The sequence below is a fragment of the Casimicrobium huifangae genome, from assembly GCF_009746125.1.
Lineage (GTDB): Bacteria > Pseudomonadota > Gammaproteobacteria > Burkholderiales > Casimicrobiaceae > Casimicrobium > Casimicrobium huifangae.
Genome location: NZ_CP041352.1, coordinates 3,213,342 through 3,239,573 on the forward strand (window position 1 = coordinate 3,213,342; position 26,232 = coordinate 3,239,573).

Below are 26,232 nucleotides of genomic sequence, written 5' to 3' on the forward strand. Positions count from 1 at the left end.
GATTGCACGAGCACAGGTAAGCATTTCGGGTCATGGTGCAGGTGGTTTGTCTGACGCAGCGCCAGTGCTGCCGGCGTGTGCGGGTACCGGGGTCACTGAATCAGGCACGGGATCGGTCAGCGCAGGTTCGGGGTCAGCAGCCGTAGCTGCGGAAAAGTCGCCAACACGGGTGCCATACCGGGCATGCAAAGCGGGCGGCGGCGGGGTGTCAGGCGAGTCGGCAGCGGCCTCGGCCGCACTGTCCTCCTGCGGGTTGTCTTCCGCGTCACGCGCCGCGCGGGCAGCGAGAATCGCCCGCCCTTCGTCGCTGGTCACATCGACCGCATAGCCGCCGTCGGCGACCACCATCTGTGGCGGATTCTTGATCGCCTGCCAGGCGGAGAGCTTTTCCAGCACCTCGGGTGCAATCGGCTCGAATTGCGTGTAGTCGTCGATGTAGGTGTCGAGCCCGTCCATCGCATTGAAGTGTGGCTCGCGGAACAGGGCCTTCAGGGCCTGCTGGCGCAGCGCTGCCGGTACCTTCGCCTGCATGAAAGGGGTGAAATCGGCATTCAGCGAAATCGACGACAGCGGAGGCAATTGCAAGTCCCCGGCAGCGGCGGTTGGCCCACTGGCCGCTGCAGACGCGGCAGACCCCGGCGCCGCGTCCAATGATGGTTTGGGGCTGAGAGGGCCTTCGTCCGTAGCGACAGCGGGCACAGCCCCGGCGCCGCGCTTGAGTCGCGACCAGCGCGACAGCGTGAAGCGCTCGTCTGCGGTAGACGTTGGCAGCTCGTTACTTTTTTCAGCCACGCGATTCACCCGATCCCGACGATGATTCGCGGCGGAAGGCGCCTTCGCGGAACGGATCGTTGCGGCGCACCTTCTTGCGCGGCTCGGGCTTGTAGTGCGCAGCGGTATAGGCGATCAGCACGTCACGCATTTCTGCAGGCATGGGCACGTTGTCAACGTGGTCGCCGGCGTCGAGCATGCGGCCAGCCTCGTTGTAGGAGAGTGTCACCACCACTGGTCGGGGGACCTGATCGCCCTCTTCCAGGCGCCACATGACGAAGATGCAGGGTGCGGGGGAATTGAGGTTGAGCCAGTAGCCCTCCCCCTCCGACGGATGCAGATCGACAGGCTGCGCCGTGTAGCACCAGCGGGTCTCGCCAGCAATCATCTCCTCGAAGGCAGCATTTGCGGGCACCAGCTTTTGCGCGGTTGCCACCACTTCGACCGTCGCGGTTTCCCATTCAAAATCGACCCACCGGCTTTGCACCGGCCGCTGGCGAAAACAGACGGTCACCGACCACGAGGCCACGTCGGCAACAGGGAGATCGGCAGGGGTTACAACGGCACTCACGCAACGAATCTAGCAGAATACCGCGTGATTAACGATTCGTGAAAACCTGCAACGCATCATGGGCGAGCGATCGCATGTTCCCGGCACCGTCATCCCGCTGACGCCAGTTGGCAAGCTGCGCGGTGCGTCGGCATTGCCGGTCGCCGCGGGCTCGCTGGCGGAATTGCGCGCAGCGCGGCGCGTTGCCGATTCGCGGTCGCGGCATCTGCACGACCTGCGCATCTCGGTCACCGACAAGTGCAACTTCCGCTGCACCTACTGCATGCCGAAGGAAGTATTCGGCCCCGGCTACAAATTCCTGCCGCACGACGCCCTGCTCTCGTTTGAAGAAATCACCCGCTTCGCCCGTATTGCAGCGGGCCTCGGCGTCGAGAAACTGCGCCTGACTGGCGGCGAGCCAACGTTGCGTCGTCACCTGTCAACACTGATCGAGATGCTGGCGCAGTTGCGCACGCCTGCCGGCAAGCCGCTGGACCTGACACTCACCACCAACGGCTCGACGCTGGTCAAGCAGGCGGCGGCGTTGAAAGCGGCGGGGCTGTCGCGTATCACTGTCTCGCTCGACTCGATGGATGACGCGGTGTTTCGCGCCATGAACGACGTTGACTTTCCGGTAGCCGACGTGCTGCGCGGCATCGACGCGGCGCTGGCAGCCGGCCTGGTGCCGGTGAAGGTCAACATGGTGGTCAAGCGCGGTGTCAACGACCACACCGTCGTCGATATGGCGCGCCATTTTCGCGGCACCGGCGTCATCGTGCGCTTCATCGAATTCATGGATGTGGGCTCGACCAACGGCTGGCGCATGGATGACGTGGTGCCGAGCCGCGACATCGTGGCAGCAATCCACGCCGACGCGCCGCTGATGGCGGTTGACGCCCAATACGAAGGGGAAGTGGCCGAACGCTGGCGCTATGCGGACGGCAGTGGCGAAATCGGCGTCATTTCCAGCGTGACGCACGCGTTCTGCGGCACCTGCACCCGCGCGCGACTGTCCACCGACGGCAAGATCTTTACCTGCCTGTTCGCCGATCAGGGCACCGATTTCCGCGCCCTGCTGCGCGGCGGCGCCAGTGACGATGACATCGCGGCGCTGCTCGCCGGCGTCTGGCAGACGCGAACGGATCGCTACAGCGAGATCCGCACGGCAGAGACTGCCAGCCTGCGCAAGGTCGAGATGAGCTACATCGGCGGCTGAACGGCGTCGCCGCCAACAGCGATCACAGGAATGAGATGAACAAAACGAAAACCATCGCCGTGCAACTCACCGAAGACGGCGTCCGCCAGTTGCAGCCCTTCCTCGCCTACGCCAAGAAGAACACGGTGGGCTACTACTTCCGCTGTGAGGAGGTGGACGTCAGCGGCCCCTTCTTCACCATGATGATCGACACCGGCGTGGATGGCGAACACGGCAGCACCATCGCCCTCAACATCCCGCATGCGATGGTGCGCTGGTACGTCGAAACCGAGCAGGAAAGTGCGATCGGGTTCCTCAAGCGGTAGCGCCGCCTTTGTCCAGCCGTGGGTCATGCACGCAGCCACAAATGCGACAACCGATGTATCAGCTTTTTTCTCAAATGGCGTTCATAAAGGGCGTGAAGCCATTTTTCTGTAGTTATCGACTTTAGGACGAATCGCGTATGAAGCCCATTGCCGACGCCATTTCATCAAAAAGCTGATAAACCACCAACAGGCAATTTCACGCACACCTTGCCGCACGCCATCCACGCTACACAAGCACCATCAGTTTCAATTTCCTCTAGCAGCCAAGCATCACTATGACCTACTCCAACGTTCAGCTCCTGATCAACAACGAATGGCGCGCAGCCCGTGGCGGCGCGACCCTGCCGGTGCACAACCCCGCCGACGGCAGCACGATTGGCACGGTTGCCAAGGCCAACACGGCCGACCTCGACGACGCGCTGGCCGCAGCGGCCAAGGGTTTTGAAGTGTGGAAAAACACGCCTGCGGTCGAACGCGCCAAGGTGATGCGCGCCGCTGCCGCGCTGCTGCGCGAGCGTACCGATGCCATCGCCACCGTGATGACGATGGAGCAGGGCAAACCGCTCGCCGAAGCCAAGATCGAGATTGGCATGTCCTGCGACATCATCGAATGGTTCGCCGAGGAGAGCCGCCGCGTCTACGGACGCATTGTTTCGCCGCGCTCGCTGGCCCAGCAGCAAATGGTGCTGAAGGAGCCGGTCGGCCCGGTCGCCGCGTTCACGCCGTGGAACTTCCCGATCAATCAGGTGGTGCGCAAGCTCTCCGCCGCGCTCGCCACGGGCTGCTCGATGATCGTCAAGGCGGCCGAAGAAACGCCCGCCTCGCCCGCCGAACTCATCCGTGCCTTCGTGGACGCCGGTCTGCCCGCAGGCGTCGTCGGCCTCGTTTACGGTGACCCCGCCGAGATCAGCAACTACCTGATTCCGCACCCGGTCATCCGCAAGATCACGTTCACCGGCTCGACGCCGGTGGGCAAGATGCTCGCCTCGCTCGCGGGCAAGCACATGAAGCGCCTGACCATGGAACTCGGCGGTCACGCGCCGGTGATCGTCGCAGCAGACGCCAACATCGCGCATGCCGTGAAAGTGATCGCCGGCGCCAAGTTCCGCAACGCCGGGCAGGTCTGCATCTCTCCGACGCGCTTTCTCGTCGAAGAAGCAGCGCGCGACGAGTTCGTCGCGGGCCTGGTGAAATACTCGCAGGGACTGAAAGTCGGCTCCGGCCTCGAAGCCGGCATCCAGATGGGCCCGCTAGCCAACCCGCGCCGCGTCAGTGCGATGCAGGAAATCACCGAGGACGCCATCAAGCGCGGCGCCACTCTCGCCACCGGCGGGGAACGCATCGGCACCACCGGCAACTTTTTCAAACCAACGGTGCTGCTTGACCCGCCGCTCGACAGCTCGGTGTTCAACAACGAGCCGTTCGGCCCGATGGCCGCCGTACGCAGCGTGAAAAACCTCGACGAAGCCATCGCAGAGGCCAACCGCCTGCCGTTCGGCCTCTCGGCCTACGCCTTCACCAGCAGCATCAAGAATGCCCATCAGCTGAGCGCCCAAGTACAAACTGGCATGCTCTGGATCAACCAGCCCGCCGCGCCGTGGGCAGAGCTGCCGTTCGGCGGCATCAAGGATTCAGGCTACGGCAGCGAAGGCGGCCCCGAGGCGCTGGAGGCTTACCTCAATACCAAGACGGTGGCGATGACTAGCGTTTAATCAACGCAGCACGGCGATGTAGGGCGGCACGCTTGCGGTGCCGCCTCGTGCAAACGCCGAAGGCACATCAATTCCGCTTTGTTACGCCAACGCATCCGTCGGAACCGCAAGCGTTCCGACCTACGGCACTACTTGCTACCAGACTTCGCAGGCTCCGTCGCGTAGGGTGTGCGCCAGAGCGCGCACCGAATTTCGCACTCGTCCGCATTGGTGCGCATTTTGATGCGCACCCTACCTCGCTGCGGCAGCCCGCCGAAGGTCAAAACATGGTGCTGCTGAGGCGTCCGTTGGTAAACACGAGGACGGCGCCGCCGAGCATGTGCCAGTATTCCGTAACGTTGCCGCGGTTGTCGGTGATTTGCCGGGTGCGCGTCGGCGCCCACAGCGGGTCGCGGCATTCGCGGAACAGCTCGAGCGACACCCCGATGGTGGGTTGCATGTCAAGGTTCGCGCCGCATCGCCTCTGGCGTTGCTGGCGTTGCTGGTTGTCGTCTGCGGCACGGATGCGAAGCTGTTGCTCAATCTCGCTGTTGCGCTGTTTTTGTTTTTGCTCGCGTTCGGCCTGCTCCTTGGCGACTTGCGCGGCGCGTAGGGTTTCACGCTCGCCGTCATTGAGCGGTCGCTCGCCGATGATCGTTTGTTTGCCGCCGATGCAGGGAGTGTCCTGCATGACGCGCGCGCCCGTATTGTCCACGCACTGGTAAATTGGAGCTGTTTGCGCGATCGCAAACGTACCGAAAATGAGCGTGTTAACGATGAGCGCGATGCGTATAAGTGTCATCTTGGTGAAGGCTTGAATTCCGTTGAGCTGACATGACGGTGCACTAATGATGACCCCGTAGGCTGGGTTGCCAAACCCAGCGCATGCTTGCAATGACGAATGCTGGGTTTTCAACCCAGCCTACGTCAATCGCATGTCAAATCTACTTCGCCAAAAACGCCCGAATCGCGTCCGATGCCTGCGAAATAGCCAGCACCCCATCCAGATGCCCGCCCTCGGCGTCGATCACGACCACTTCAGCCGACTTGCCCAAGCTGCGCAGTTTGGCTGCCGCCTTCTGTGACATTTCCGGCGGGAACACGAGGTCTGTCTTTGCCGGGATGAACAGGAATTTGGCTTTCGCCTTCCCTGCTTCGTCCTCGACGTTGAACAGCTGGTTCGCCTTCGCCATGTAGATCTTGTTGTTGGCGTCGGTGGTGGCGGCGCGGGCGATGCCGGCCTTCGTCAACGCATCTTCGCTGGCGAAACGATTGCCGATGGCGTCGGCTGGTGGCTTGGTGGCGTCCGCGGGTTTGTAGGCGAAGACCTTTTCAACCCAGGTCCAGTGCCGCGTCGTGATGGTCACCGCCTTCAGCGCGAGCGCGATGCCGTCGATCGGTTCGCCCTTGCCGTAGTAGTCGCCGTTGTTCCACTTCGGGTCTGCCTTGATCGGCGCCACCCACAGGTCAAGCAGCGCGACGGCCCACGGCGAGATCGACAGCCCCGGCGAAATCACCGGAATCGCGCGGTCGACGAAGTCCGGATACAGCACCGCCCATTCCACGGCCTGCACGCTGCCGCCGGATGCGCCCGCCACGGCGTGCAGCTTCTTGACGCCGAGGGAATCGACCAGTGCCTTGTGCACACGCACCGAGTCACGCATCGCAACCACCGGGAAGCTCATGCCGTAGGGCTTGCCGGTGTCGGGGTCGATGGACGACGGGCCGGTGGTGGTGACCATCGGATCCTTGGTGTTCAGGTTCGAAAGCGTGTCGGCACTGATCACGAAAAACTTGTTGGTGTCGATCGGTTTGCCGGGGCCGATGATCGAATCCCAATAGCCTGCGGCGGCATCACCCGGCTTGTACTTGCCCGCCGCATGCGAGTTGCCCGAATAGAAGTGCGCGATGAAGACGGCGTTGTCGCCAGCCGCGTTGAGCTTGCCGTAAGTCTCGTAGCCGACCTTTACGTTCTTGATCGCCTTGCCACCGAAGGTGGTGTAGCTGGCCAGCTCGAACACTTTCTTCTCGGTCAACAAGGGCGCAGGCGCCGGTGCTGCCGCTGCAGGCGCAGCCGGTGCTGCAGCCGGCGTCTGGGCACCAGCGGACGTGGCCAACAGGATGCCAAGAGCGATGGCGCTGTACGCAGATCGCACGCTGAACTTCTTCATGAAAACTCCCCTTTTGATTGACGAAATCGTGGTCGCGATGACTGAAGGAAGTTTTAGCACTCCGCGTCGATGATCGTCACCCCGGGCCAGCGATCCCGATACTTTTTCTGCGCGACGCGCTCTCGATAGGTGGCAACGCTCGCCCGCGCCGGGTTGTGGCGCACCGTCATGGTGAACAGGTCGCTCAACCCGTAGGGCGCAATGATGCTGATGGTGTCGTCCTGCTCCAGCGTGACAGCCACCGCAGTTGCGTATTCCGGCCACGTCGCGACCGCGTCTGCCAGCGACGCCAGCGGCGCGACGGGATGCCCGAAGTGTTGCTCGAACCACAGGTGCACACCGGCCTGATTGGTCACCTCCCACGGCCAGCCGGGCATGAGGGCGCACAAGCGGTGCTGCAGCGCCTGATCGCGGGCACTGCTGACGTCATCGGCAGCAAAAAACGCCACGTCAATATCGCCCAGCGCCGAGCGCTGAGCATTCCCCGAGAGAGCGTCCCACACGAGATTGCGCAGGGCGCCAGCGCCGATGCACCATTGATCCAGACCCAGGCTGCGCACCGCGCGCAGCGCCGGCAGAAACCAGTCACTCGCTTCGACCAGCTGTATCAACCGTGCGCGGCGGTCCGCTTCGATGTCGTCAGCGCTGCGCAATGCCTGCCCCGACCAGCCATTTCTCCATGTACACGCTGAGCGGATCAACCGGGTAGTCACCGTAGCGCTCGCATTGCGCATAGCCAGTACCGGCGTAGAAAGCAATCGCCCGCTGCTGATGGATGCCCGTCTCCAGCCGCAGCAGGGGGCAGTTGCGCTGCATCGCTTCGTGCTCCAGGCGCTGCAACAGCTGCTGTGCCACGCCGACGCCCCGCTGTGCCGGATCGACGTACATGCGCTTCAGTTCGCCATAGTCCGCCAACATGACCACGGCACCGCAGCCCACCGCGACACCGCCTGCGTCACGGGCCACAGCAAACAGCACGTTGGGCTGGCGCAGCGCGTCGATGCTCAGGTGATAGTTGCTCTCCGGCGGGTAGAGCGCGCCCTGATAGGCGTCCAGCGCGGCGATCAGGGTGATCACCTCTGGTTGATCGGGTGGTTCGAGTGTGACTTGCATGCCATGATTATCCGGCGCATGCGCTGAATCAAGTTTGTTGAACCGCCATTCACCGCAATGACTTCAGGCGGGCTTAGACTGCACAAGGTGACTGCAACGCTGCCGTTACCTACCGTTCCTCAAATACCGCTGACGGCCTGACGATTCGACATGACCACGACACTTCGCCCCCTCGCCGCCCTCACCTTGTGCACCCTACTGGGCACGCCACCTGCCACGGCGCAGCCCGCGCCCGCGACCAAACCCGCGCCCGTCGGCGAAGTCCGTGGCGACGCCTGGGCACACACGGCTGAATCGCTCGCAGCTGCCGTGCAGCAGGCCGATGTGGTGCTGCCGGAGTCGCTGACCGGGGCGACGGTGTGGGCCGGCAAGTGGAAGGACATCCCGCCACTGCGGGGCGGCAAGGCACCGGTGGTGCTGTTTCTGCACGGTTCGTCGGGGCTTGGGCTGAAGGCGATTGGCGAGTGGCAGCGCTGGCTGGCCACCCTGGGCATCGCCAGCGTGGCGCCCGACTCGTTTGCCCTGCCCGGCCGCGTGACTTACACCTCGCCAATCAGCAAGGAGCAATACGAGCGCATCCATGCCTTGCGGCTGGCCGAGGTTGCGCCTGCGCTGAAGGCGATCACGGCGCAGCCGTGGGCTAACATGTCAAAGCTGGTGCTGGCGGGCGCCAGCGAAGGCGGGGTGCCGGTGGCGCGCTATGCCGGCAATGAGTTCGCGGCGCGGATGATCTTCGCGTGGAGCTGCGAGCCGAACTATTTCGTTGCCGAGCCGAAGAACGCGCTGCCGCAGGATCGCCCGGTGCTCAACCTGATCAGCGCGTCCGATCCGTTCTTTTCGAGCGCCAACACGTGGTTGGGCCACGCCATCGCCAAGGGGCACTGCGGTGACGCGCTGAAAGACAACAAATATTCGACGGTGACCCTGATCCCCGGTGCGCCGCACACGCTGCTCAACGTACCGCAGGCGCGGGCGGTCACCGCCGGGTTTCTGCGCGATGCGCTGAAACCCGAGGCTCGCTAACGATCCCGATCAGTCGAACACCGGCGATTCGACGCCCAGTACCTCGTGCAGCTTGGTGCTGGTGGTGGTGTACTGCAGTGAGACTTTCTTCTCGGGGAAGATGTACTTTGCAGCGCCGAAAGCAGCCAGCGCAGCCTCATGGAAGCCGGAGAGGATGAGCTTCTTCTTGCCGGGATAGGTGTTGATGTCGCCGACGGCGAAGATGCCGGGAATGCTGGTTTCGAACTTTTCGGTATCGACCTTCACCTGACGGCGCTCGATGTCGAGGCCCCATTCGGCGATCGGCCCGAGGCGGGGTGACAGGCCGAAGAACGCCAGCAGGTTATCGAGCGGCAGGCGGCGGGTGACGCCGTCGAGACTGGTCACCTTCACTTCTTTCAGCACGCCATCTTCGGCCTCGAAGCCGGTGACCTGACCGGTGATGTGCATCATCTCGTGGGCATCAGCGAGCGCCTTCATTTTGGCCACGCTGGCCGGCGCTGCACGGAATTCGTCGCGACGGTGAATCAGCGTGACGCTCTCGGCGATCGGCTGCAGGTTCAGCGCCCAGTCGAGCGCGGAATCGCCGCCGCCGAGGATCACCACGTTTTTGCCGGCATACTGCTGCGGATCGCGCACGCGATACGCCAGCTGGCCGTTGTTTTCGAACTGCGTCAGGCCCTCGACCTTCGGCTTGCGCGGCTGAAAGGCACCAACGCCAGCGGCGATGAATACCGTCTTGGTGATGAACTTGGTGCCGGCGGAAGTTTCGAGGTCAAAGCGACCGTCTTCACGCTTGGCCACCTTGCTGACTTCCTGGCCCAGGTGGAAGGTGGGCTTGAATGGCTCGGCCTGCTTCATCAGGCTGTCGGTCAGCTCTTTGCCGGTGCAGACCGGCACCGCCGGAATGTCGTAAATCGGCTTGTCGGGATAGAGCTCGATGGGCTGGCCGCCGACCTGGGTCAGCGAGTCAATCACATGGGCCTTGATCTCCAGCAGGCCAAGTTCGAACACCTGGAACAGGGCAACCGGGCCGGCGCCAACAATGACGGCATCGGCTTCGATCGGGCCGCCAGCGGCAGCGACAGCCTGGGGAATAGCGGGATTGACAGTCATGTCCACGGGGCGAGAACTTGCAAGGGATTGAATTCTCTCAATTTTATGTTGCAGTGCACGAGCCAACCGGGTGCTGTTGGCCTTTTCTTATTCCAAATCAAACTATCGGACGCGCCCTATCGTCAGTCCGCGTCCAGCAGTTTGTCGATGGCGCTGGCGTCCACATTGGGCCCGCGCAGCTTTGAGCAGTCCACTCCCTGCTTTTCGAGCGCGGCGCAGATGTTGTTCAGGCGGGCATCCAGCTCGGCGCTGTGGTCGAGCAATTTGTGGATCGCCTGCACCAGCGGATCGTCAAGATCCGCCGAGATGCCGTACGCCGAGAAGCCAATCTTCTGCGCGGTTGCTTCGCGCTTTTCCTTGGTCTCGGCGGTGATGATGCGCGCCGGAATGCCCACCGCCGTGGCGCCGGCAGGCACCGGCTTCAGCACCACCGAATTGGAGCCAACGCGCGCGTTTTCCCCGACCGTGAAGCCGCCCAGCACCTTGGCGCCGGCACTGACGATGACGCCGCGCTCCAGCGTCGGGTGCCGCTTGGCGCCACGCTCCAGCGAGGTGCCGCCGAGGGTAACGCCCTGATAGATGGTGCAGTCGTCGTGCACTTCCGCCGTCTCGCCGATCACGATGCCCATGCCGTGGTCGATGAACACCCGGCGGCCGATGAAGGCACCCGGATGAATCTCGATACCGGTCAAAAAGCGCGACAGATGCGACACCCAGCGTCCGCTACGACGGAAGCCACCTCGCCATAGCGCATTGGCGATACGGTGCAGCCGCACGGCGTGAAAACCGGGATAGGACAGCCAGATGTCGAGCGCGGAGCGCGCGGCAGGGTCTTTGCTGCGAATGGCGGCGATGTCTTCGCGGATGCGGTCGAACATGAGTGATGTGTGGGCAGAACGCCGGGCCGGATGCCGGAGCGCCCGGCGAGTGTAGAGGTTTCGTCGATGTCCCTGAGTCCGCTGCGGACAAAGGGACAAGGGTATTCGCTCGCGAAGTAGCGGCGAAAAAGTCGTGCCTGGCGCGCTTCGTCGGGTGAAGCCGGGCGATCACCTTTTTAGCGAGAGTCCCATTTAATCTGGGCTCAGTGCGGATTTGAGCGTCAAGTCGACTTTAACCATTTTGCGGCCTGAGCCCACATCGAATGGTGCTTACGCCGAAAAGCTGAATTGCCAGCTAGGCTGCGAGATACCGCTGCGTCAACGCCACCCACATCGCCGAGCCGACGCCAATGTTGTCGTCGTTGAAGTTGTAGCCAGGGTTGTGCACCATGCAGGCGCCGGCACTGTCGCCATCGCCGTTGCCGATGAAGAAATAGCAGCCGGGCAGCTTCTCCAGCATGAAGGCGAAATCTTCGCTGCCAGTCACCGCCGCCGCGTTCCACTCGACACGGCTGTCGCCCACCAGATCGCGCGCCACACCACAGGCAAATTCCGCTTCCGCCGCCGTGTTGACCAGCACCGGATAGCCGCGCTGGTAATTGATCTCGGCGCGCACGCCAAAGCTCTCTGCCTGCGCGGTGGCGATGGCACGGATGCGCGCCTCCAGCAGGTTACGCACGGCGGGGTCCAGTGCACGAACGCTCAGCTCCAGCGTCGCGGTCTGGGGGATGACGTTGTTGGCAACCCCGGCATGCAGCGCGCCCACCGTGACCACGGCGGTCTGCTGCGGGTCAACGTTGCGCGAAACAATGGTCTGCAGCGCCATCACCAGGCTGGCGGCGGCGACCAGCGGGTCCTGCGCCCGATGCGGCATGGCGCCGTGGCCACCATAGCCATGCAGGGTGATGGTTACGTTGTCGGCCGACGCCATCGTGGGACCGGGGCGCACCGCAAAGTGGCCCTGCGGCAAGCCCGGCATGTTGTGCATGGCGAAGATGGCGTCACAGGGAAACTGCTCGAACAGGCCCTCATCCATCATTCGTTTGGCGCCGCCCTTGCCCTCCTCGGCCGGCTGGAAGATCAGGTTGAGGGTGCCAGAGAACCGCCCACTGGCCGCCAGATACTTCGCCGCCGCCAGCAGCATCGCGGTATGTCCGTCATGCCCGCACGCGTGCATCACGCCACGGCGCTTGCTCGCATAGCCGAAGTTGTTCGCTTCGATGATGGGCAGCGCGTCCATGTCGGCGCGAAGCCCGAGCCGCTTGCCGCCGTCACCGCGCACCAGCTGCCCGACCACGCCAGTACCGCCGAGACCGCGATGCACGGTGTAGCCAAAACTGGTCAGTCGCTCGGCGACCAGGTCCGCCGTACGGAACTCCTCGAAAGCGAGCTCCGGTTCGCTGTGGATGTCGCGGCGAACGCTGATGAATTCGTCAGCTTGTGCGTACAGAGCATCAATCAATGCAGACACGGAAACTCTCCCTCATGTAGTGAATCAACAGCGGACGCCGCATGTTCAGGCGATCTTGACCTCGCCCAAGGCCATCATCTGTAACCCCTCGCGCATCGCCCAGATTGCAAAGAGCCGTTCGGCGAAGTAGCCAACGGCCTTTCGCTGATCGATGCCGGCAAGCACTGGTGACTCCCGCTTGTACGGATGATCGATTGCCAGCGCGTGTTTGACGATTGGCCAAGACCATAGCATGTACGCTTCAAATCGATCCCTTCGCATAGCCCAGTAATTGGCCAGCGGCACCGCTGCCCCCGCGAAATAGGCCGGCGGCACCTTGATGTCAAAAGCGGCCAGCACGTCCACCGTAAAGCGGTGCAGCAGTGGCGACGCGATTTCCGCCTGCGCTGCCGCGCCGGTCAGCCAGTGCAGGCGCTGTCGGCGCAGATCCCACACGCCCCACGACAGCAATTGCGCTTGCTGCAACAGGTCGGCAACCTGCGCACTGTCGCGAAACTGGAAGGTGCTTTTGGTGAGCTGCCGGTACGAGGTAAAGCCGATCCAGGGATCGTGGTCGCTGTCGGGGTTGCGCCAGTGATACAGCATGGCCGCGTACTCGACCAGCGCCAGGCGGACAGCGGGGTGCTCAAGCTCGGGGCAAACTCGGGTCAGATCGGGATTGACGTCTGGCTCCAGGCCAAAGCCGCGATAGGGTGGTGCCGGGAACAGCTGCTGGGCCTGATCTTCCCGGAAGAAGCACTGGTGAATCATTGCGTCGGGCGCGAACCATTGCCGCGCCGCTAATCGTTGTTATTGCGGACCGCTCCGAGTCTAGCCGACACGCGTTGCGCGGACGCTCGCAACTCCTGCGCAATCGTGCTGTTCCAGGCCGAGTCAAATTCGGCGGCTGCACCGAGCGTCGTCAGCGCCAGCGCGATCTCGCCAGTGTGGTCGAACACCGGCGCCGAAAAGGCGTTCACGCCCGGCACCGGATGCCCCTGCGCGCGGGCCAGTCCGCGCTTGCGTACATCGGCAAGCGCCGGCTCAAGCGCCTGCAGCGCCGCCCGCACCGTGGCGCGCTGCTGCGCGTCGGGCGACGTCGCGAGCAGTGCAGCCTCGATCTGAGCGGGCGCAATGAAGGCAGCAAATACCAGTCCGGTCGCCGTCTGCTGAATCTGCATCACGGTGCCGGTACGCATGTTCACGTGAATCGGGCGTACCGACTGCTCGAAGCGCACGATCGTCGGACCATAGTTCCCCCAAACGGCGATGGCAGTGGACTGACCGATGCGGGCCGCCAGCGCTGACATCTCCGCGCCAGCTATCTTGACCGCGTCGAGACGATTGAGGCTGACCAGCCCGAGCTCCAGTGCCAGCGGTCCAAGGTCGTAGCGGCCGGTCACGGCGTCCTGCTCCATCAACCCAAGCTTGCAGAAGCTGACCAGATAGGCGTGCGCTTTCGCCGGCGGCATGTCGGCGGCTTCGGCCAGATCTTTGAGCATCATGGCGCCGTCACTGCGGGTAAGCGCCTGCAGTAGCCGCCCGCCAACATCAATCGACTGGATTCCGCGCTGTTCTTTTGCCATGAATGGATTGCCGGCGTGAATGACAAGCAGGCAGATTATTTGTTAATAACGAATTGATTTACTTTTAGCGAATTCTGATCTAGCATGCAACCTGTTCTGTCGCTACCGGCTTCACCCATGACCACGCAAAAGAAATTCGCCTCCCACGCCGACCTCGAAGTCAAGAAGGTCAGCTTCGACAAGCTCTCCGACAACGCCTATGCCTATACGGCGGAGGGTGACCCCAATACCGGCATCATCATTGGCGACGACGCGGTGATGGTGATCGACACCCAGGCCACACCGATCATGGCGCAGGACGTGATCCGCCATATCCGCACCGTCACCGACAAGCCGATCAAGTACGTCGTGCTGTCGCACTATCACGCGGTGCGGGTGCTGGGTGCCAGCGGCTACAAGACCGAGGGCGCGGAGCACATCATCGCCAGCCAGGATACCTACGACCTGATCGTGGAGCGTGGCGAGCAGGACAAGGCGAGTGAAATCGGCCGCTTCCCGCGCCTGTTCCAGGCCGTCGAGTCGGTGCCGCCGGGCATGACCTGGCCGACCATGACGTTCAAGGGTGAGATGACGCTGTGGCTCGGCAAGCTGGAAGTGAAGCTGATGCAGGTGGGACGCGGCCACACCAAGGGCGACACCATTGCCTGGATTCCGTCCCAGAAAGTGCTGTTCTCGGGGGATCTGGTCGAATTCGACGCCACGCCCTACGCCGGTGATGCCTATTACGAGGACTGGCCGGCGACGCTCGACGCCATCGCGGCACTGAAGCCCGAGAAGCTGGTGCCTGGTCGCGGCGCGGCGTTGCAGACCGCGGAGCAGGTTGCAGCCGGCCTCAAGGGCACCCGTGAGTTCGTCAGCGAGCTGTACGCCTCGGTCAAGGCAGGTGCACAGGCTGGCAAGGACTTGAAAGCCGTCTATCGCGAAACCTTCGACCGCCTGAAGCCGAAATACGGCCACTGGGTCATCTTTGACCACTGTATGCCCTTCGACGTGACGCGCGCGTATGACCTCGCGACCGGCCATACCGATCCGCGCATCTGGACCGCTGAGCGCGATATCGAGATGTGGAAGGCACTGGAAGGGTAGCCAGCCGCGCCGCCTTTGCGCGGCGTGAGCAACGATTAGAACAAGGAGGACTGACCCGGTGCTGAAGACCTACACCTACCCGAAGTACCACTACCAGCGCCCGCCCGAGCTGGACGCAGTCGGTGCGCGTCGCCCGGTGTTGATCGTCGGCGCCGGCCCGGTGGGGCTGACCGCGGCGCTGGATTGCCATCTGCACGGCATTCCGGCCATCGTGATCGATGACGACGACACGGTGTCGGTAGGCTCGCGTGGCCTCTGCTATGCCAAGCGCGCACTGGAAGTGCTTGACCGCGTGGGGGTCGGGCAGGCAGTGGTCGACAAGGGGGTGGAATGGAATGTTGGGCGCACTTTCTTCCGCGAGAAAGAGGTGTACAGCTTCAACTTGTTGCCGGAGCCCGACCACAAGCGGCCCGGCATGATCAATCTGCAGCAGTATTACCTCGAGGAGTATCTGGTCAATCGCTGCAACGAGGTGGGCATCGAGATCCGCTGGAAAAACAAGGTCATCTCGGTTACCCCGGCAGATGACCGCGTCAGCCTGCAGGTGGAGACCGCAGACGGCGTCTATGGCATCGAATGCGACTGGCTGATTGTGTGCGACGGTGCCCGCAGCCCGATTCGCACCATGATGGGCCTGGATATCGACGGCAAGATTTTCATGGACCGCTTCCTGATCGCCGATGTGGTGATGAAGGCCGATTTCCCCGCCGAGCGATGGTTCTGGTTCGATCCGCCGTTTCATCCCAACCAGTCCGTGCTGCTGCATCGCGAAGCCGACAACGTCTGGCGTATCGATTTCCAGCTCGGCTGGGATGCCGATCCGCAGGCCGAGAAGCAGCCCGAGCGCGTCATCCCGCGCATTCAGGCGATGCTGGGCAAGGATCGCGAATTCGAACTCGAGTGGGTCAGCGTCTACACCTTCCAGTGTCGGCGGATGAACCGCTTCAACCACGGCCGGGTGATGTTTGCCGGTGACGCCGCGCATCAGGTGTCGCCCTTTGGTGCCCGCGGTGCCAATAGCGGCGTGCAAGACACCGACAACCTGATCTGGAAGCTGAAGCTGGTGATCGACGGCAAGGCGCCGTCCGAGCTGCTCGACACCTACTCGGACGAACGCTGCTGGGCGGCAGACGAAAACATCCTCAATTCGACTCGCTCCACGGACTTCATCACGCCCAAGAGCAACGCCAGCAAACAGATTCGCACGGCAGTGTTGCAACTGGCACAAAAGCACGCGTTTGCCCGCAAGCTGGTGAATTCGGGGCGCCTGTCAGTGCCCGCGTACTACACCGGGTCCGCGCTCAACACGCCGGATAGTGATAGTTTTGCGGGCATGATGGAGCCTGGGGCACCGATGGATGACGCGCCGGTTCGGGTCAACGGCCACGACCCGGCTGACCAGTGGCTGCTCGATCATGTCGGCAACCGCTTTCAGGCCTTGCTGTTCGCTGATGACGTCGCAACGCTTGATGGCTCGCAATTGCGAGCCCTCGCCGAGGGCGGCGGCGGACAGTTTCCGGTACAACCGGTCGTCATCACACCGGGATCGAAAGCGGTCCCCGGGATTCTCACGCTGCAGGACGTGAAGGGTCGCTTTGCGCAGCGCTATGACGCGCGCGACGGAACGGTGTATCTTGCCCGCCCGGACCAGCACGTCGCTGCGCGCTGGCGCTCGCTCGATCTGGCTAGCATTCGCGCCGCCGTGCTGCGCGCCACGTGCAACGCCTGAACCACCGGAGCATGACCATGTCACTGCAACTGACGCCGAATTTCCATCAGCCCGATCATCGTTACCACCGCGACTTTTCGCCGGGCGACGACTTTTACCAATTGCTGATCGACACCCACCGCGATTTGAGTGATGAGCAGAGTGCGCTGCTGAACGCCAGGCTGGTGCTGCTGCTCGCCAATCACATCGGCAATCTCGACACGCTGCGCGAGGCAATGCAGCTAGCGCGCGAAGACATTTGAAGTACCACTGACTGTCCATCAATCCTCAGGACAAGGAGAACCTCATGCTCGTTCAACGCCTTCACCACGTCGCCTACCGCTGCCTCGATGCCAAGCAGACAGTCGAGTGGTACAAAAAGCATCTCGACATGGACTTTGTGCTCGCCATCGCCGAGGACCAGGTGCCGTCCACCGGCGCACCGGACCCCTACATGCACATCTTTCTCGACATGGGTCAGGGCAACGTGCTCGCCTTCTTCGAGTTGCCAAACAGTCCGACCATGGGACGCGACGAAAACACGCCAAAGTGGGTCCAGCATCTGGCGATGAAGGTCGACTCCGTCGATACCTTGCTGAAGGCAAAGGCAAAACTCGAGGCCAGCGGCATCGAAGTGATCGGCCCGACCGATCACACCATCTTCAAGTCGATTTACTTCTTCGATCCGAACGGCCATCGCCTCGAACTCGCCGCCGATACCGGCACGCCGAAGATGGCAAAGATGCTCGACGAAGTGAAATGGGAAATGCTGGAAGAATGGTCGAAGACCAAGCGCGCGCCCAAGCACGCCGCATGGATGCACGACGGCAGCATGGCCGGCGAAACGACGCAGTAACCCATCCCCGATCAGCATGACCCCTCTCAACGCCACCCACGACCCCGCCCGCACCAGCTGGGTTGCCAGCGCCAACGATGGCGTCACCGATTTCCCGATTCAGAACTTGCCGTTTGCGGTGTTCCGTCGCACCGGCAGCGCAGAGGTCTTCCGCGGCGGCGTGGCAATTGGTGACCAGATTGTTGATCTGGCCGCCGCAACGGCTGCGGGCGTATTCACAGGTTTGGCGCAAGAAGCCGCCGTTGCTGCCAGCGCCAGCACGCTGAACGCCTTCATGGCGATGGGGAACGCGGCCTGGTCGGCGTTGCGGGCCGCGCTTTCCGACGCACTCAGCACCGGCTCCGCGCACGAACGCGCACTGCGCGCTTGCCTGGTCCCGCAGGCAAGCGCGGAATACGCCGTGCCGGCCCGCATCGGCGACTACACCGACTTCTACACCTCGATCTATCACGCCACCAACATCGGCAAGCAATTCCGCCCGGACAACCCGCTGTTACCCAACTACAAATGGGTGCCGATCGGCTACCACGGCCGCGCGTCGTCCCTGGTTGTCTCGGGCACCGCGCTGCGCCGGCCGGTGGGTCAGAGCATGCCGCCAGGCGCGACTCAGCCCTCGTTCGGCCCATGCAAGCGACTCGACTACGAACTTGAGATGGGCATTTATGTCGGCCCCGGCAACGCGCTTGGAAACCGCGTGGCAATGGCAGACGCCGAATCGCATGTGTTCGGCCTGTGCCTGCTCAACGACTGGTCGGCACGCGACATCCAGGGTTGGGAGTACCAGCCCCTTGGCCCCTTCCTGTCGAAGAACTTCGGCAGCACGCTGTCAACGTGGATCGTGACGATGGAAGCGCTGGCGCCGTATCGCACGGCATGGACACGCCCGGCCGACGATCCGCAACCGCTACCTTATCTCGATGCGCCCGACCTGCGCAGCAACGGCGCCATCGACATTCAGCTCGCGGTGACGCTGAGCAGCGCCAAGATGCGCGCTGACAACGTCGCGCCGCACACGCTGTGCCGCACCAGCTACCGCCATGCCTATTGGACGATCGCTCAGCTAGTGACGCATCACACGGTCAACGGCTGCAACCTGCAACCGGGTGATCTGTTGGGCACCGGAACACTCTCCGGCCCAACCGCAACGGAAGCCGGTGCGCTGGTCGAGCTGACGTCGGGCGGCAAGCAACCGGTGACGTTGCCCAGCGGCGAGACGCGCAGCTTTCTTGAAGACGGTGACAGCGTTGCACTGAACGCACACTGCGTTGCGCCGGGCCGCGCTCGAATCGGCTTCGGAACCTGTGAGGGAACGGTCCTCGCCGCCGTGGTCTGATCACGCGGCCCACCGCAAGGCAATACCTACAATCGTTCCGGGAGCGAGCCGCATCGACGGTTCGCCGAGCATCAACAAGGAGGACATCATGACAACAACGAAACGCGCGCTACTTGCTGCACTGACAGTGACGGGCGCGCTGACCATCACGCTCCCCGCGCAGGCGCAGGAGGTCACGCTCAAGGTCGCCCACTTCTGGCCACCGGGCGCAATGGCACCGACCAAGGTTATCCAACCGTGGTGTGACAAGATCAACAAGGACTCCGGCGGCAAGCTCAAGTGCCAGATTTACCCGGCGATGCAACTCGGCGGCACGCCAGCGCAATTGTTCGACCAGGCGCGTGACGGCGTCGCCGATGTCGTCTATACCCTGCCGGGCTATACCGCAGGCCGCTTTCCGCTTGCCGAAGTATTCGAGCTGCCGTTCATGAACGAGAACGCCGAAGCTTCTTCGCAGGCGGTGTGGGAGTACTACCTGACCACGCCGGCTGTGCAGAAGGAGTTCGCTGGCGTCAAGCCGCTGATGCTGCACACCCACGACGAAGGATACGTGCACACCAAGGAAAAACAGATCAAAACCCTCGCCGATTTCAAGGGCCTCAAGATGCGCGCGCCGACGCGGCAGACCAACAAGCTGCTCGCCAAACTCGGCGCAGCCCCCGTTGCGATGCCCTTGCCCGCCGTACCCGAGGCGATGTCGAAGGGTGTGATCGATGGTTACCTGCTGCCGTGGGAGGTGATCCCGAGCGTGAAGCTGCATGAGCTGACCAAGTTCCATACCGAAACCGACCCGAAGGAACGTGCGCTCTACAGCGCCGTGTTCCTGATGGCGATGAACCCGGCGAAGTACGACAGCCTTCCCACCGACCTGAAGAAGGTGATCGACAACAATTCGGGCGCAGCGCTGGTCAAGCAAACCGGCAAAACTTGGGATGAATCGGCGACGGCAGGCCGCAAGGTGGCCGAAGAACGCAAGAACACCTTCTACACCGTGCCGGCCAGCGAACTGGCCAACTGGCGCGGCGCGTCGGCGAGCCTCTATGACGAGTGGATCGCGGAAGTCACTGCCAAGGGCAATGACGGCAAGGCGCTGCTCGCCAAAGCGCAGGCGTTGGTGAAGAAGTACGAGAAGTAGCCACGCGGGATGGCTCGACGGTACCGGCGTGACTGAAACACGCCGGACCTGTCCGACAGCGTACTGGGGCACACTGGCGAATTCATGATTCACTTCATTCGCCATGCCGGTCTTCCTGCTTACCGATTTCGATGCTCCCAACTTCGCGCTGGAAGAAAAGCTTTTTGCCGATGCTGGCATGCGCTTTGTTACAGCACAAGCCAGATCCGAAGATGAAGTCATCGCTGCGGCGACTGCCTGCAACGCCGATGGCCTGCTGATCCAGTACGCACCGGTCACGGAGCGCGTGCTCAGCGCGTTGCCGCGCGTGGGTATCTGCTCCCGCATCGGCGCCGGCTTCGACACCATAGACCCGAAAGCTTGCGCCAAACTCGGTGTCTGGCTCGCCAACTCACCGGACTACGGCGTGGGCGAAGTCGCGACCCACGCGCTGGCGCTCGCGCTCGACATCATCCGCGGCACCACCTTCCACACCGCCGACATCCGCGCCGGCAAGTGGCATTACGAATCAAACGGCAAACGCCGTCGCGCCACCGAGATGACGCTCGGCATCGTGGGGCTGGGACGCATCGGCAAGCGCATGGCCCATGTGTCGCGCAACCTGTTCAAGCGCGTGATCGCCTACGACCCTTATCTGATTGACGGCGATTTTCCGGCGTTCGTCGAGCGCGTTCGTGACCTGCACGAGTTGTTCCGTCAGGCTGACGTCGTTTCGCCGCACGTGCCACTCAACGATGAGACTCGCGGCATGATTGACGCTGCCTGCTTCGCGGCAATGAAGCCGCGCAGCTATGTGGTCAACACGGCACGCGGTGCCGTCATCAATATCCCCGATCTGCTGGCGGCGCTGGACAGCGGCCAGCTTGATTCAGCCGGGCTCGATGTGCTGCCCGACGAACCGGCACTTCCCGGTGAACGGCTGACCGAGCATCCGCGCGTGGTGCTGACCCCGCATTCGGCGTTTTATTCCGTGGAGAGCGAGATCGAGCTCCGAACCAAGGCGGCGCGCAATTTGATCACTTGGGCGCGGACGGGACGCCCCGACTACCCGGTCGTAATGGGAACCAAAACACTGCTGCCTGCGTAGCCCGACTTTAGAGCCAGCAACCCTCGCGCTACCGCCAACCCGCGATATTCTTCGCGCTCAATTTGTTTCTGCCAGCCCCCGATGAAAGCACTTTTCTGCCAGCAGTTCGGCCCGATCGAGAACCTTGTGGTGACCGAGGTGCCAGCGCCTTCACTGGCGCCAGGCAAGGTGCTGATTGACGTGAAGGCCGCGTCGCTGAACTTCCCCGATGCGCTGATGGTGCAGGGCTTGTATCAGGTCAAACCGCCGACACCTTTTGTTCCAGGCGCCGAGTATGCCGGTGTGGTCGCTGCTGTGGGCGAAGGCGTCACCCACGTCAAGGCGGGCGACCATGTGATGGCCTTCACCGGCTGGGGCGGTTTTGCCGAGCAGGCAGTCGCCGACGCGATGCGTGTCAGCCCGATGCCGCCGACCATGAGCTTCGCGCAGGGCGCCTCGTTCGTGCTGACCTACGCCACCAGTCATCATGCGCTGAAGGACGTAGCGAAGCTGCAGGCGGGCGAAACGCTGCTGATCCTCGGCGCCTCCGGCGGCGTGGGTACCAGTGCGATCCAGTTGGCGAAGATCACCGGTGCAACCGTGATTGCGGCAGCGTCGAGCGACGACAAGCTAGCGCTTTGCAAGTCGCTCGGTGCGGATCATCTCGTCAACTACAGCCACGACGACTGGCGCGATCAGTTGAATGCCATCGTCGGCAAGAAAGGCGTGGACGTTGTCTACGACGCCGTTGGTGGCCCCTACGCGGAACCCGCCCTGCGTTCGCTGGGTTGGCGTGGACGCTATCTGGTAGTTGGTTTTGCGGCAGGTGACATTCCGAAAATTCCGCTCAATCTCGCGTTGTTGAAAGAGCGTCAGATTCTCGGCGTCTATTGGGGCGACAGCGTGGCTGCCAACCCTAAAGGCCATCTGGCCAACATGCGCGAACTGGGCGAATGGTTCGCCGCCGGCAAGATCGCGCCCAGCATCACCGAGTCGGTTGGCCTTGATGGCGCCCGCGACGCACTGACGCGCATGGCATCACGGCAGGCGATGGGCAAGATCGTCGTCACGCCGTAGCCGCAAGCAACTCGCGGTTTGCCAGCGCAGCCTCAACGCTTCGCTTCGGCAGCCAGTACGTCCGCAATAACGTCCGCCAGAGTCACTGATCTTGGCTGGTCATCGATCTCAACCACGACAAGATAGCCAACATCGCTGCCGCCGGAGACGAACGCCTTGACCAGCGCCAACTGGTCGCTGTGGACCAGCGTGCCGTCTTCGCGTGACCAGTATTCGGCAGACACCAGACAGCCGGCCGATGGCGCTGTCGGATACCAGGCCTCATTGCGATAGTAGGATGTGTTGATCGCGTTGCCGTGCGCGAGGATCTCGTCGCGCCCCGCCTGCCCGGCCAGAAACGCCTCGGTGATGGGCGTCCAGCTCCGCCACGATGATGGCAATAGTGAAAGGTAGGCTGCCTCCGTCCACAGACGCCGGTTGTCTTCTTCGCTCAGTTTCGGCAACTCGTCGCGGGCATTGGGGTTTTCAAACAGCACCACTGGCGCCTCGACCGGCAGCATTGATTCAATGTAGGGCGTCGGCCCAATCCAGCGGTTGGTTGCACTGCCAGTACCCTTGACCACAAAAACGCCCTGTGGTGTGTTGCCATTGGTGATGGTGCCGGGCAGATTGGTTCGCGCCAGAGCATATTGGGCGACGTTGAACAGGCTGCCGTCCACGTTGCGCACAAAGCGGCCGTCGGCGCCACGCACGATGGCGAGGCCAGCCCGCACGCGGTCCTTGCGCTGAAAGCTGTAGACGACCGGGTAGCCAGGTCGCGGCGGCGACGCGAGCAACTCGGCGAGCGACGGCCGTTCGCCAGACGCGGCTGGTTGCAGGCGCTGCGCCAGCGCGCGCAGGCGTGGCTCCTGCGCCGCGTCAGGAAATCCTGCTCGCATCGTATCGGCGATCAGGCGCCGTACCTCGGGCGTATCGTTTGCGCGCAGCAAGCTATACGCAGCAATCGCAAATTCACGCGGCGTGCGGATTTGCGGTAGCAGCGGCGGAATCATCGGCGCTGCTTCCCGTGCGAACTGGGCGTGCGCTGCACTCAGCACGTTGCGTTGCCACGCCGGAGGCTGCGTGACGGCGCTGGGCAACGCCGCCAACAGGCGGTCACGGGCGGTATCGAGGTCGGTATTGAAATGCAGCGCCGTGTTCAGGGCTGCTGGCAGCTTTTCGTTGGCCTCCGGGCCAGGCGGCAGGGCGAACGCCATACGCATCGCGGCGATCTCGGTCTCGTAGACCGCGCGCTCGCCGGTGGCAGACGTGAGCCCGTGGGCGATTGACGCCGGACGCAAGGCTGCAAGTTCGGCGACGGTCCGCCTGACAGCACCAGATGCATCGACGCTGCGCTGCGGTGTCGAGCACCCGGCCAGCAAAAAAGCGAGCAGCGCAACCGCAGGCAGCCATGAGCCAACGCTAGACTTGAACGCTGTATTTCTTTCTAACGCCATCACCGCAAGCTCCATGACCGCCACCACACTCAGCGAGAAGGCTACACCGCGCGGCCGCTTTCCGCACATTCGCCGTGCCGGAGATTTCCTGTTCGTCTCGGGTACCAGTTCGCGGCGCAAGGACAACAGCTTCGCCGGCGTTGAAGTGGACACGGTGGGAGCGACGCGGCTGGACATTCGGGTGCAGACCCGCGCTGTGATCGAGAATATCCGTGACATCCTGGCCGCTGAAGGCGCAACGCTCGCCAACTGTGTCGAGATCACCAGTTACCTGGTCGACATGAACGACTTTGCGGGCTACAACGAGGTGTGGGCGGAATACTTTGACGAAAACGGCCCCACGCGCACTACTGTTGCCGTGCATCAACTGCCGCATCCGCATCTGCGCATAGAAATGAAGGCGGTGGCGTACAAGCCGCGTTGAGCCTGCGCCGCACATCGACTATTGAAGCGAGGAAACCCGCAATGGTGCAACCCTACACGTCAATCGACTTCCCGGCCTGGCTCGCCGGCAATGCGCATCTGCTGAAGCCGCCGGTCGGCAACCAGCAGATCTGGCCCGGCACTGATTTCATCGTGACCATCGTCGGTGGCCCGAACCAGCGCACCGACTTTCATGACGACCCGCTGGAGGAATATTTCTGGCAGTTCAAGGGCAACGCCTTCCTGAACATCATGGATCGCGGCAAGCGCGACCGCATTGAACTCAAGGAAGGCACCATGTACCTGATGCCGCCACATCTGCGCCACTCGCCACAAAGGCCGGAGCCGGAATCGCGTTGCCTGGTGATTGAGCGCGCGCGCCCTGCGGGCTTGCTGGACGGCTTCGAGTGGTATTGCCCGAAGTGCGACGGCCTTGTTTACCGTATCGAAGTGCAATTGCAGAGCATCGTGGATGACCTGCCGCCGCTTTATGAGGCGTTCTACGCAAGCGAAAAGCTGCGCACCTGCCCGCATTGCGGGCACGTGCATCCGGGCAAAGGGGGTTAGTCCCGCGCCGCTGCGGTCACGGCTAGACGACGCCGCGATCGCGCAGCGCCTGCGCTTCGGCGGCGCTCTTGCCCAGCACCTCAAGCAGAATCGACTCCGTGCCTGATCCCTTCACCGGCGGCGCATGGCGATAAGTCACCGGCGTATCGCTCATGCGTATCGGGCTTGCCACCATGGCGACCGCGCCACCGCCTTGCGCTGCAGGCCGCTCTATGCTCATCTTGAGGGCGCGGTGCTGCACCTGGGGGTGAGCAAACACCTGGTCATAGGTGTTGATCGGTGCATGCGGAATGCCGAGACTCGCGAAAGTGTCAAGCCAGTGCTGCGTTGGGTGCTTTGTCAAGATCGCCTCCATGTCGCGCACCAGTTGCGGCCGATGGGCGTTGCGGTCCTTCATTTCGAGATATTCCGGCCGAAACGCCATGTCCGGCGAACCCATCGCTTCGCACAGCTTGCGCCACTGGCCGTCGTTTCCGGCGCCGACGATCATGTAGCCATCGGCCGTCCGGAATGACTGGTATGGCGCCAGGTTCACATGCGCGTTGCCAACCCGCTTGGGTTGCTTGCCGGTGATGAAGTAAGTGGCGATCTGATTGGCGCCGAACTGGACGATGGAATCGAGCAGGGCGATGTCGATGTGCTGACCACGACCCGTGCTGTGGCGAGCCTCGACGGCCGCGAGAATGCCAATGGTGGCGTTCAGCCCGGAGAGCACGTCGGTAACCGCGATCACCACCTTTACCGGGCCGCCGCCGGGGCCGCCGTCTTCCACATCAGCATGGCCGTTGATCGCCATCAGGCCCCCCTCGGCCTGGCAGAGCAGATCGTAGCCGGGACGTTGCGCGTAGGGGCCATCCTGCCCGTAGGCGGTGATCGAACAGTACACCAGCTTCGGATTCACCCTGGCCAGCGATTCATAGTCGAGCCCGTAACGCTTCAGGTCCCCGAGCTTGTAGTTCTCCACCAGGATGTCGCACTTCGCGGCCAACTCACGCAACAACGCCTGACCCTCCGGCTTCGAGATGTCCACCGTGATCGAGCGCTTGTTGCGATTGCAGCTGGAGAAATAGGCAGAGTCCGTGGTCGGTTTGCCCTCGCCATCAGTCAGCCACGAGGGGCCCCACGCGCGGGTATCGTCACCAGTGTCCGGTCGCTCCACCTTGATCACGTCAGCGCCGAGGTCACCGAGCGTCTGCGTGCACCACGGGCCAGCCAGAACGCGGGTGAGATCGAGGACGCGAAGATGGGAAAGCGGGCCAGACATAATTGATGCAGATGCTTTGACGGTTTGATCTGCAATTATGAGTTACTACCAGCACCACGTTTTCTTTTGCACCAACGAGCGCGATGACGGACGCCCCTCCTGTGGCGAGCGTTGCGCCGGGGATCTGCGCGACTACGCAAAGAAGAAGGTTAAGGGCCTCGGCCTCGCCGGCAAGGGCCGCGTGCGTGTCAACAACGCCGGCTGCCTGGACCGCTGCGACGAAGGCCCGACCATGGTGATCTACCCGGAAGAAGTCTGGTACCACTACGAGAACGAGGCCGACGTCGACGAGATCATCAGCGAGCATCTGCAGAATGGACGGGTGGTGGAGCGGTTGCGGATTTAGCTTCTGGTCACGATGCAGGAGCGGCTGCGCCGCGACCCCTCTGCCGGCTGCGCCGACATCTCCCCTGCTGCGCAAGGGAGACTTAC

General features: G+C 62.9%; 28 protein-coding genes. 15 read left to right on the forward strand and 13 right to left on the reverse strand.

Annotated features, from left to right (window positions below; all coding sequences use genetic code 11):
- Window positions 1-30: 30 nt before the first annotated feature.
- Together FKL89_RS14515 and FKL89_RS14520 are read right to left on the reverse strand one after the other, a co-directional pair.
- Complete coding sequence (locus FKL89_RS14515; protein ID WP_162527530.1) at window positions 31-792, reverse strand: DUF3306 domain-containing protein; 762 nt, start codon at window positions 790-792, stop codon at window positions 31-33.
- Complete coding sequence (locus FKL89_RS14520) at window positions 785-1,342, reverse strand: DUF3305 domain-containing protein (RefSeq protein ID WP_238363371.1); 558 nt, start codon at window positions 1,340-1,342, stop codon at window positions 785-787. The genes FKL89_RS14515 and FKL89_RS14520 overlap by 8 nt, the downstream gene beginning before the upstream one ends.
- 58 nt (window positions 1,343-1,400) lie before the next feature.
- Here FKL89_RS14520 and moaA point away from each other — a divergent pair, with 58 nt between their 5' ends.
- The 3 genes from moaA to FKL89_RS14535 all read left to right on the forward strand — a co-directional run bounded on the left by moaA (window position 1,401) and on the right by FKL89_RS14535 (window position 4,554).
- The gene (gene moaA / locus FKL89_RS14525) at window positions 1,401-2,537 is read left to right on the forward strand and encodes a GTP 3',8-cyclase MoaA (RefSeq protein WP_156863486.1); all 1,137 of its coding nucleotides are present in this window, start codon (window positions 1,401-1,403) and stop codon (window positions 2,535-2,537) included.
- 35 nt (window positions 2,538-2,572) lie between these two features.
- Window positions 2,573-2,842 (forward strand): hypothetical protein, encoded by a 270-nt coding sequence (locus FKL89_RS14530; protein ID WP_156863487.1) that lies wholly within the window; start codon window positions 2,573-2,575, stop codon window positions 2,840-2,842.
- 275 nt (window positions 2,843-3,117) lie between these two features.
- Window positions 3,118-4,554, forward strand: a complete 1,437-nt coding sequence (locus tag FKL89_RS14535) for an NAD-dependent succinate-semialdehyde dehydrogenase (protein WP_156863488.1) — start codon at window positions 3,118-3,120, stop codon at window positions 4,552-4,554.
- A 259-nt stretch (window positions 4,555-4,813) separates the two neighbouring features.
- Here the strand turns inward: FKL89_RS14535 and FKL89_RS14540 are convergent, their stop codons facing one another.
- Genes FKL89_RS14540 through FKL89_RS14555 form a run of 4 tightly spaced genes read right to left on the reverse strand, consistent with a single transcriptional unit; the run spans window position 4,814 to window position 7,817 of the window.
- Window positions 4,814-5,449 carry a DUF4124 domain-containing protein gene (locus tag FKL89_RS14540; protein WP_156863489.1) on the reverse strand — a complete coding sequence of 212 codons (636 nt, stop codon included), beginning with the start codon at window positions 5,447-5,449 and terminating at the stop codon, window positions 4,814-4,816.
- 28 nt (window positions 5,450-5,477) lie between these two features.
- Window positions 5,478-6,704, reverse strand: a complete 1,227-nt coding sequence (locus tag FKL89_RS14545) for an E22 family MetX-like putative esterase (protein ID WP_156863490.1) — start codon at window positions 6,702-6,704, stop codon at window positions 5,478-5,480.
- A gap of 53 nt (window positions 6,705-6,757) precedes the next feature.
- Window positions 6,758-7,357: a nucleotidyltransferase family protein gene (locus FKL89_RS14550; protein ID WP_238363372.1), complete on the reverse strand. Its 600-nt coding sequence runs from the start codon at window positions 7,355-7,357 to the stop codon at window positions 6,758-6,760.
- Window positions 7,344-7,817, reverse strand: coding sequence for a GNAT family N-acetyltransferase (locus FKL89_RS14555; RefSeq protein WP_156863491.1), 474 nt, complete (start codon window positions 7,815-7,817; stop codon window positions 7,344-7,346). The genes FKL89_RS14550 and FKL89_RS14555 overlap by 14 nt, the downstream gene beginning before the upstream one ends.
- 150 nt (window positions 7,818-7,967) lie before the next feature.
- On the opposite strand from FKL89_RS14555, the gene FKL89_RS14560 reads away from it, so the two are divergent.
- Window positions 7,968-8,840, forward strand: a complete 873-nt coding sequence (locus tag FKL89_RS14560) for a dienelactone hydrolase family protein (RefSeq protein ID WP_156863492.1) — start codon at window positions 7,968-7,970, stop codon at window positions 8,838-8,840.
- 9 nt (window positions 8,841-8,849) lie between these two features.
- Here the strand turns inward: FKL89_RS14560 and FKL89_RS14565 are convergent, their stop codons facing one another.
- The 5 genes from FKL89_RS14565 to FKL89_RS14585 all read right to left on the reverse strand — a co-directional run bounded on the left by FKL89_RS14565 (window position 8,850) and on the right by FKL89_RS14585 (window position 13,849).
- Window positions 8,850-9,935 (reverse strand): NAD(P)/FAD-dependent oxidoreductase, encoded by a 1,086-nt coding sequence (locus FKL89_RS14565; protein ID WP_156863493.1) that lies wholly within the window; start codon window positions 9,933-9,935, stop codon window positions 8,850-8,852.
- 122 nt (window positions 9,936-10,057) lie between these two features.
- Window positions 10,058-10,813 (reverse strand): serine O-acetyltransferase, encoded by a 756-nt coding sequence (gene cysE, locus FKL89_RS14570; RefSeq protein ID WP_156863494.1) that lies wholly within the window; start codon window positions 10,811-10,813, stop codon window positions 10,058-10,060.
- A gap of 295 nt (window positions 10,814-11,108) precedes the next feature.
- On the reverse strand, window positions 11,109-12,284 hold the full coding sequence (locus FKL89_RS14575; protein ID WP_156863495.1) for a M20 aminoacylase family protein: 1,176 nt from the start codon (window positions 12,282-12,284) through the stop codon (window positions 11,109-11,111).
- Window positions 12,285-12,329: 45 nt separating this feature from the next.
- Window positions 12,330-13,034: a hypothetical protein gene (locus FKL89_RS14580; protein ID WP_156863496.1), complete on the reverse strand. Its 705-nt coding sequence runs from the start codon at window positions 13,032-13,034 to the stop codon at window positions 12,330-12,332.
- Between the two features lie 29 nt (window positions 13,035-13,063).
- Window positions 13,064-13,849 (reverse strand): IclR family transcriptional regulator, encoded by a 786-nt coding sequence (locus tag FKL89_RS14585; protein ID WP_156863497.1) that lies wholly within the window; start codon window positions 13,847-13,849, stop codon window positions 13,064-13,066.
- A gap of 117 nt (window positions 13,850-13,966) precedes the next feature.
- Here FKL89_RS14585 and FKL89_RS14590 point away from each other — a divergent pair, with 117 nt between their 5' ends.
- From FKL89_RS14590 to FKL89_RS14625, 8 genes are all read left to right on the forward strand, one after another.
- Window positions 13,967-14,935, forward strand: a complete 969-nt coding sequence (locus tag FKL89_RS14590) for an MBL fold metallo-hydrolase (protein WP_156864723.1) — start codon at window positions 13,967-13,969, stop codon at window positions 14,933-14,935.
- 58 nt (window positions 14,936-14,993) lie between these two features.
- Complete coding sequence (locus tag FKL89_RS14595) at window positions 14,994-16,664, forward strand: FAD-dependent oxidoreductase (RefSeq protein ID WP_156863498.1); 1,671 nt, start codon at window positions 14,994-14,996, stop codon at window positions 16,662-16,664.
- Between the two features lie 17 nt (window positions 16,665-16,681).
- A complete protein-coding gene (locus FKL89_RS14600) occupies window positions 16,682-16,906 on the forward strand; it encodes a DUF2783 domain-containing protein (RefSeq protein WP_156863499.1) in 225 nt (74 codons plus the stop codon).
- Between the two features lie 44 nt (window positions 16,907-16,950).
- A complete protein-coding gene (locus tag FKL89_RS14605; protein WP_156863500.1) occupies window positions 16,951-17,499 on the forward strand; it encodes a VOC family protein in 549 nt (182 codons plus the stop codon).
- A gap of 16 nt (window positions 17,500-17,515) precedes the next feature.
- The gene (fahA, locus tag FKL89_RS14610) at window positions 17,516-18,832 is read left to right on the forward strand and encodes a fumarylacetoacetase (protein ID WP_156863501.1); all 1,317 of its coding nucleotides are present in this window, start codon (window positions 17,516-17,518) and stop codon (window positions 18,830-18,832) included.
- 88 nt (window positions 18,833-18,920) lie between these two features.
- On the forward strand, window positions 18,921-19,967 hold the full coding sequence (locus tag FKL89_RS14615; protein WP_156863502.1) for a TRAP transporter substrate-binding protein: 1,047 nt from the start codon (window positions 18,921-18,923) through the stop codon (window positions 19,965-19,967).
- Window positions 19,968-20,070: 103 nt separating this feature from the next.
- On the forward strand, window positions 20,071-21,054 hold the full coding sequence (locus FKL89_RS14620; protein WP_156863503.1) for a C-terminal binding protein: 984 nt from the start codon (window positions 20,071-20,073) through the stop codon (window positions 21,052-21,054).
- An 81-nt stretch (window positions 21,055-21,135) separates the two neighbouring features.
- Window positions 21,136-22,110: an NADPH:quinone oxidoreductase family protein gene (locus FKL89_RS14625; RefSeq protein WP_156863504.1), complete on the forward strand. Its 975-nt coding sequence runs from the start codon at window positions 21,136-21,138 to the stop codon at window positions 22,108-22,110.
- A 32-nt stretch (window positions 22,111-22,142) separates the two neighbouring features.
- Here the strand turns inward: FKL89_RS14625 and FKL89_RS14630 are convergent, their stop codons facing one another.
- Complete coding sequence (locus tag FKL89_RS14630) at window positions 22,143-23,546, reverse strand: hypothetical protein (protein WP_156863505.1); 1,404 nt, start codon at window positions 23,544-23,546, stop codon at window positions 22,143-22,145.
- Between the two features lie 13 nt (window positions 23,547-23,559).
- Between FKL89_RS14630 and FKL89_RS14635 the strand changes: the two genes are divergently transcribed.
- Together FKL89_RS14635 and FKL89_RS14640 are read left to right on the forward strand one after the other, a co-directional pair.
- Window positions 23,560-23,970 carry a RidA family protein gene (locus FKL89_RS14635; protein ID WP_156863506.1) on the forward strand — a complete coding sequence of 137 codons (411 nt, stop codon included), beginning with the start codon at window positions 23,560-23,562 and terminating at the stop codon, window positions 23,968-23,970.
- 41 nt (window positions 23,971-24,011) lie between these two features.
- Entirely contained in the window at window positions 24,012-24,536 is a 525-nt protein-coding gene (locus tag FKL89_RS14640) for a 3-hydroxyanthranilate 3,4-dioxygenase (protein ID WP_156863507.1), read from the forward strand.
- Window positions 24,537-24,558: 22 nt separating this feature from the next.
- Here FKL89_RS14640 and FKL89_RS14645 read toward each other — a convergent pair whose 3' ends face one another.
- Window positions 24,559-25,800 (reverse strand): CaiB/BaiF CoA transferase family protein, encoded by a 1,242-nt coding sequence (locus FKL89_RS14645; protein WP_156863508.1) that lies wholly within the window; start codon window positions 25,798-25,800, stop codon window positions 24,559-24,561.
- Window positions 25,801-25,837: 37 nt separating this feature from the next.
- On the opposite strand from FKL89_RS14645, the gene FKL89_RS14650 reads away from it, so the two are divergent.
- A complete protein-coding gene (locus tag FKL89_RS14650; RefSeq protein WP_156863509.1) occupies window positions 25,838-26,146 on the forward strand; it encodes a (2Fe-2S) ferredoxin domain-containing protein in 309 nt (102 codons plus the stop codon).
- Window positions 26,147-26,232: the final 86 nt, after the last annotated feature.

Coding starts and splice junctions, on each gene's coding strand:
- FKL89_RS14650 (WP_156863509.1), top strand. CDS start 25,838: ATGAGTTACTACCAGCACCACGTTTTCTTTTGCACCAACGAGCGCGAT.
- FKL89_RS14555 (WP_156863491.1), bottom strand. CDS start 7,817: ATGCAAGTCACACTCGAACCACCCGATCAACCAGAGGTGATCACCCTG.
- FKL89_RS14535 (WP_156863488.1), top strand. CDS start 3,118: ATGACCTACTCCAACGTTCAGCTCCTGATCAACAACGAATGGCGCGCA.
- fahA (WP_156863501.1), top strand. CDS start 17,516: ATGACCCCTCTCAACGCCACCCACGACCCCGCCCGCACCAGCTGGGTT.
- moaA (WP_156863486.1), top strand. CDS start 1,401: ATGGGCGAGCGATCGCATGTTCCCGGCACCGTCATCCCGCTGACGCCA.
- FKL89_RS14640 (WP_156863507.1), top strand. CDS start 24,012: ATGGTGCAACCCTACACGTCAATCGACTTCCCGGCCTGGCTCGCCGGC.
- FKL89_RS14645 (WP_156863508.1), bottom strand. CDS start 25,800: ATGTCTGGCCCGCTTTCCCATCTTCGCGTCCTCGATCTCACCCGCGTT.
- FKL89_RS14585 (WP_156863497.1), bottom strand. CDS start 13,849: ATGGCAAAAGAACAGCGCGGAATCCAGTCGATTGATGTTGGCGGGCGG.
- FKL89_RS14545 (WP_156863490.1), bottom strand. CDS start 6,704: ATGAAGAAGTTCAGCGTGCGATCTGCGTACAGCGCCATCGCTCTTGGC.
- FKL89_RS14615 (WP_156863502.1), top strand. CDS start 18,921: ATGACAACAACGAAACGCGCGCTACTTGCTGCACTGACAGTGACGGGC.
- FKL89_RS14560 (WP_156863492.1), top strand. CDS start 7,968: ATGACCACGACACTTCGCCCCCTCGCCGCCCTCACCTTGTGCACCCTA.
- FKL89_RS14630 (WP_156863505.1), bottom strand. CDS start 23,546: ATGGCGTTAGAAAGAAATACAGCGTTCAAGTCTAGCGTTGGCTCATGG.
- FKL89_RS14530 (WP_156863487.1), top strand. CDS start 2,573: ATGAACAAAACGAAAACCATCGCCGTGCAACTCACCGAAGACGGCGTC.
- FKL89_RS14605 (WP_156863500.1), top strand. CDS start 16,951: ATGCTCGTTCAACGCCTTCACCACGTCGCCTACCGCTGCCTCGATGCC.
- FKL89_RS14565 (WP_156863493.1), bottom strand. CDS start 9,935: ATGACTGTCAATCCCGCTATTCCCCAGGCTGTCGCTGCCGCTGGCGGC.
- FKL89_RS14620 (WP_156863503.1), top strand. CDS start 20,071: ATGCCGGTCTTCCTGCTTACCGATTTCGATGCTCCCAACTTCGCGCTG.
- FKL89_RS14600 (WP_156863499.1), top strand. CDS start 16,682: ATGTCACTGCAACTGACGCCGAATTTCCATCAGCCCGATCATCGTTAC.
- cysE (WP_156863494.1), bottom strand. CDS start 10,813: ATGTTCGACCGCATCCGCGAAGACATCGCCGCCATTCGCAGCAAAGAC.
- FKL89_RS14580 (WP_156863496.1), bottom strand. CDS start 13,034: ATGATTCACCAGTGCTTCTTCCGGGAAGATCAGGCCCAGCAGCTGTTC.
- FKL89_RS14635 (WP_156863506.1), top strand. CDS start 23,560: ATGACCGCCACCACACTCAGCGAGAAGGCTACACCGCGCGGCCGCTTT.
- FKL89_RS14625 (WP_156863504.1), top strand. CDS start 21,136: ATGAAAGCACTTTTCTGCCAGCAGTTCGGCCCGATCGAGAACCTTGTG.
- FKL89_RS14590 (WP_156864723.1), top strand. CDS start 13,967: ATGACCACGCAAAAGAAATTCGCCTCCCACGCCGACCTCGAAGTCAAG.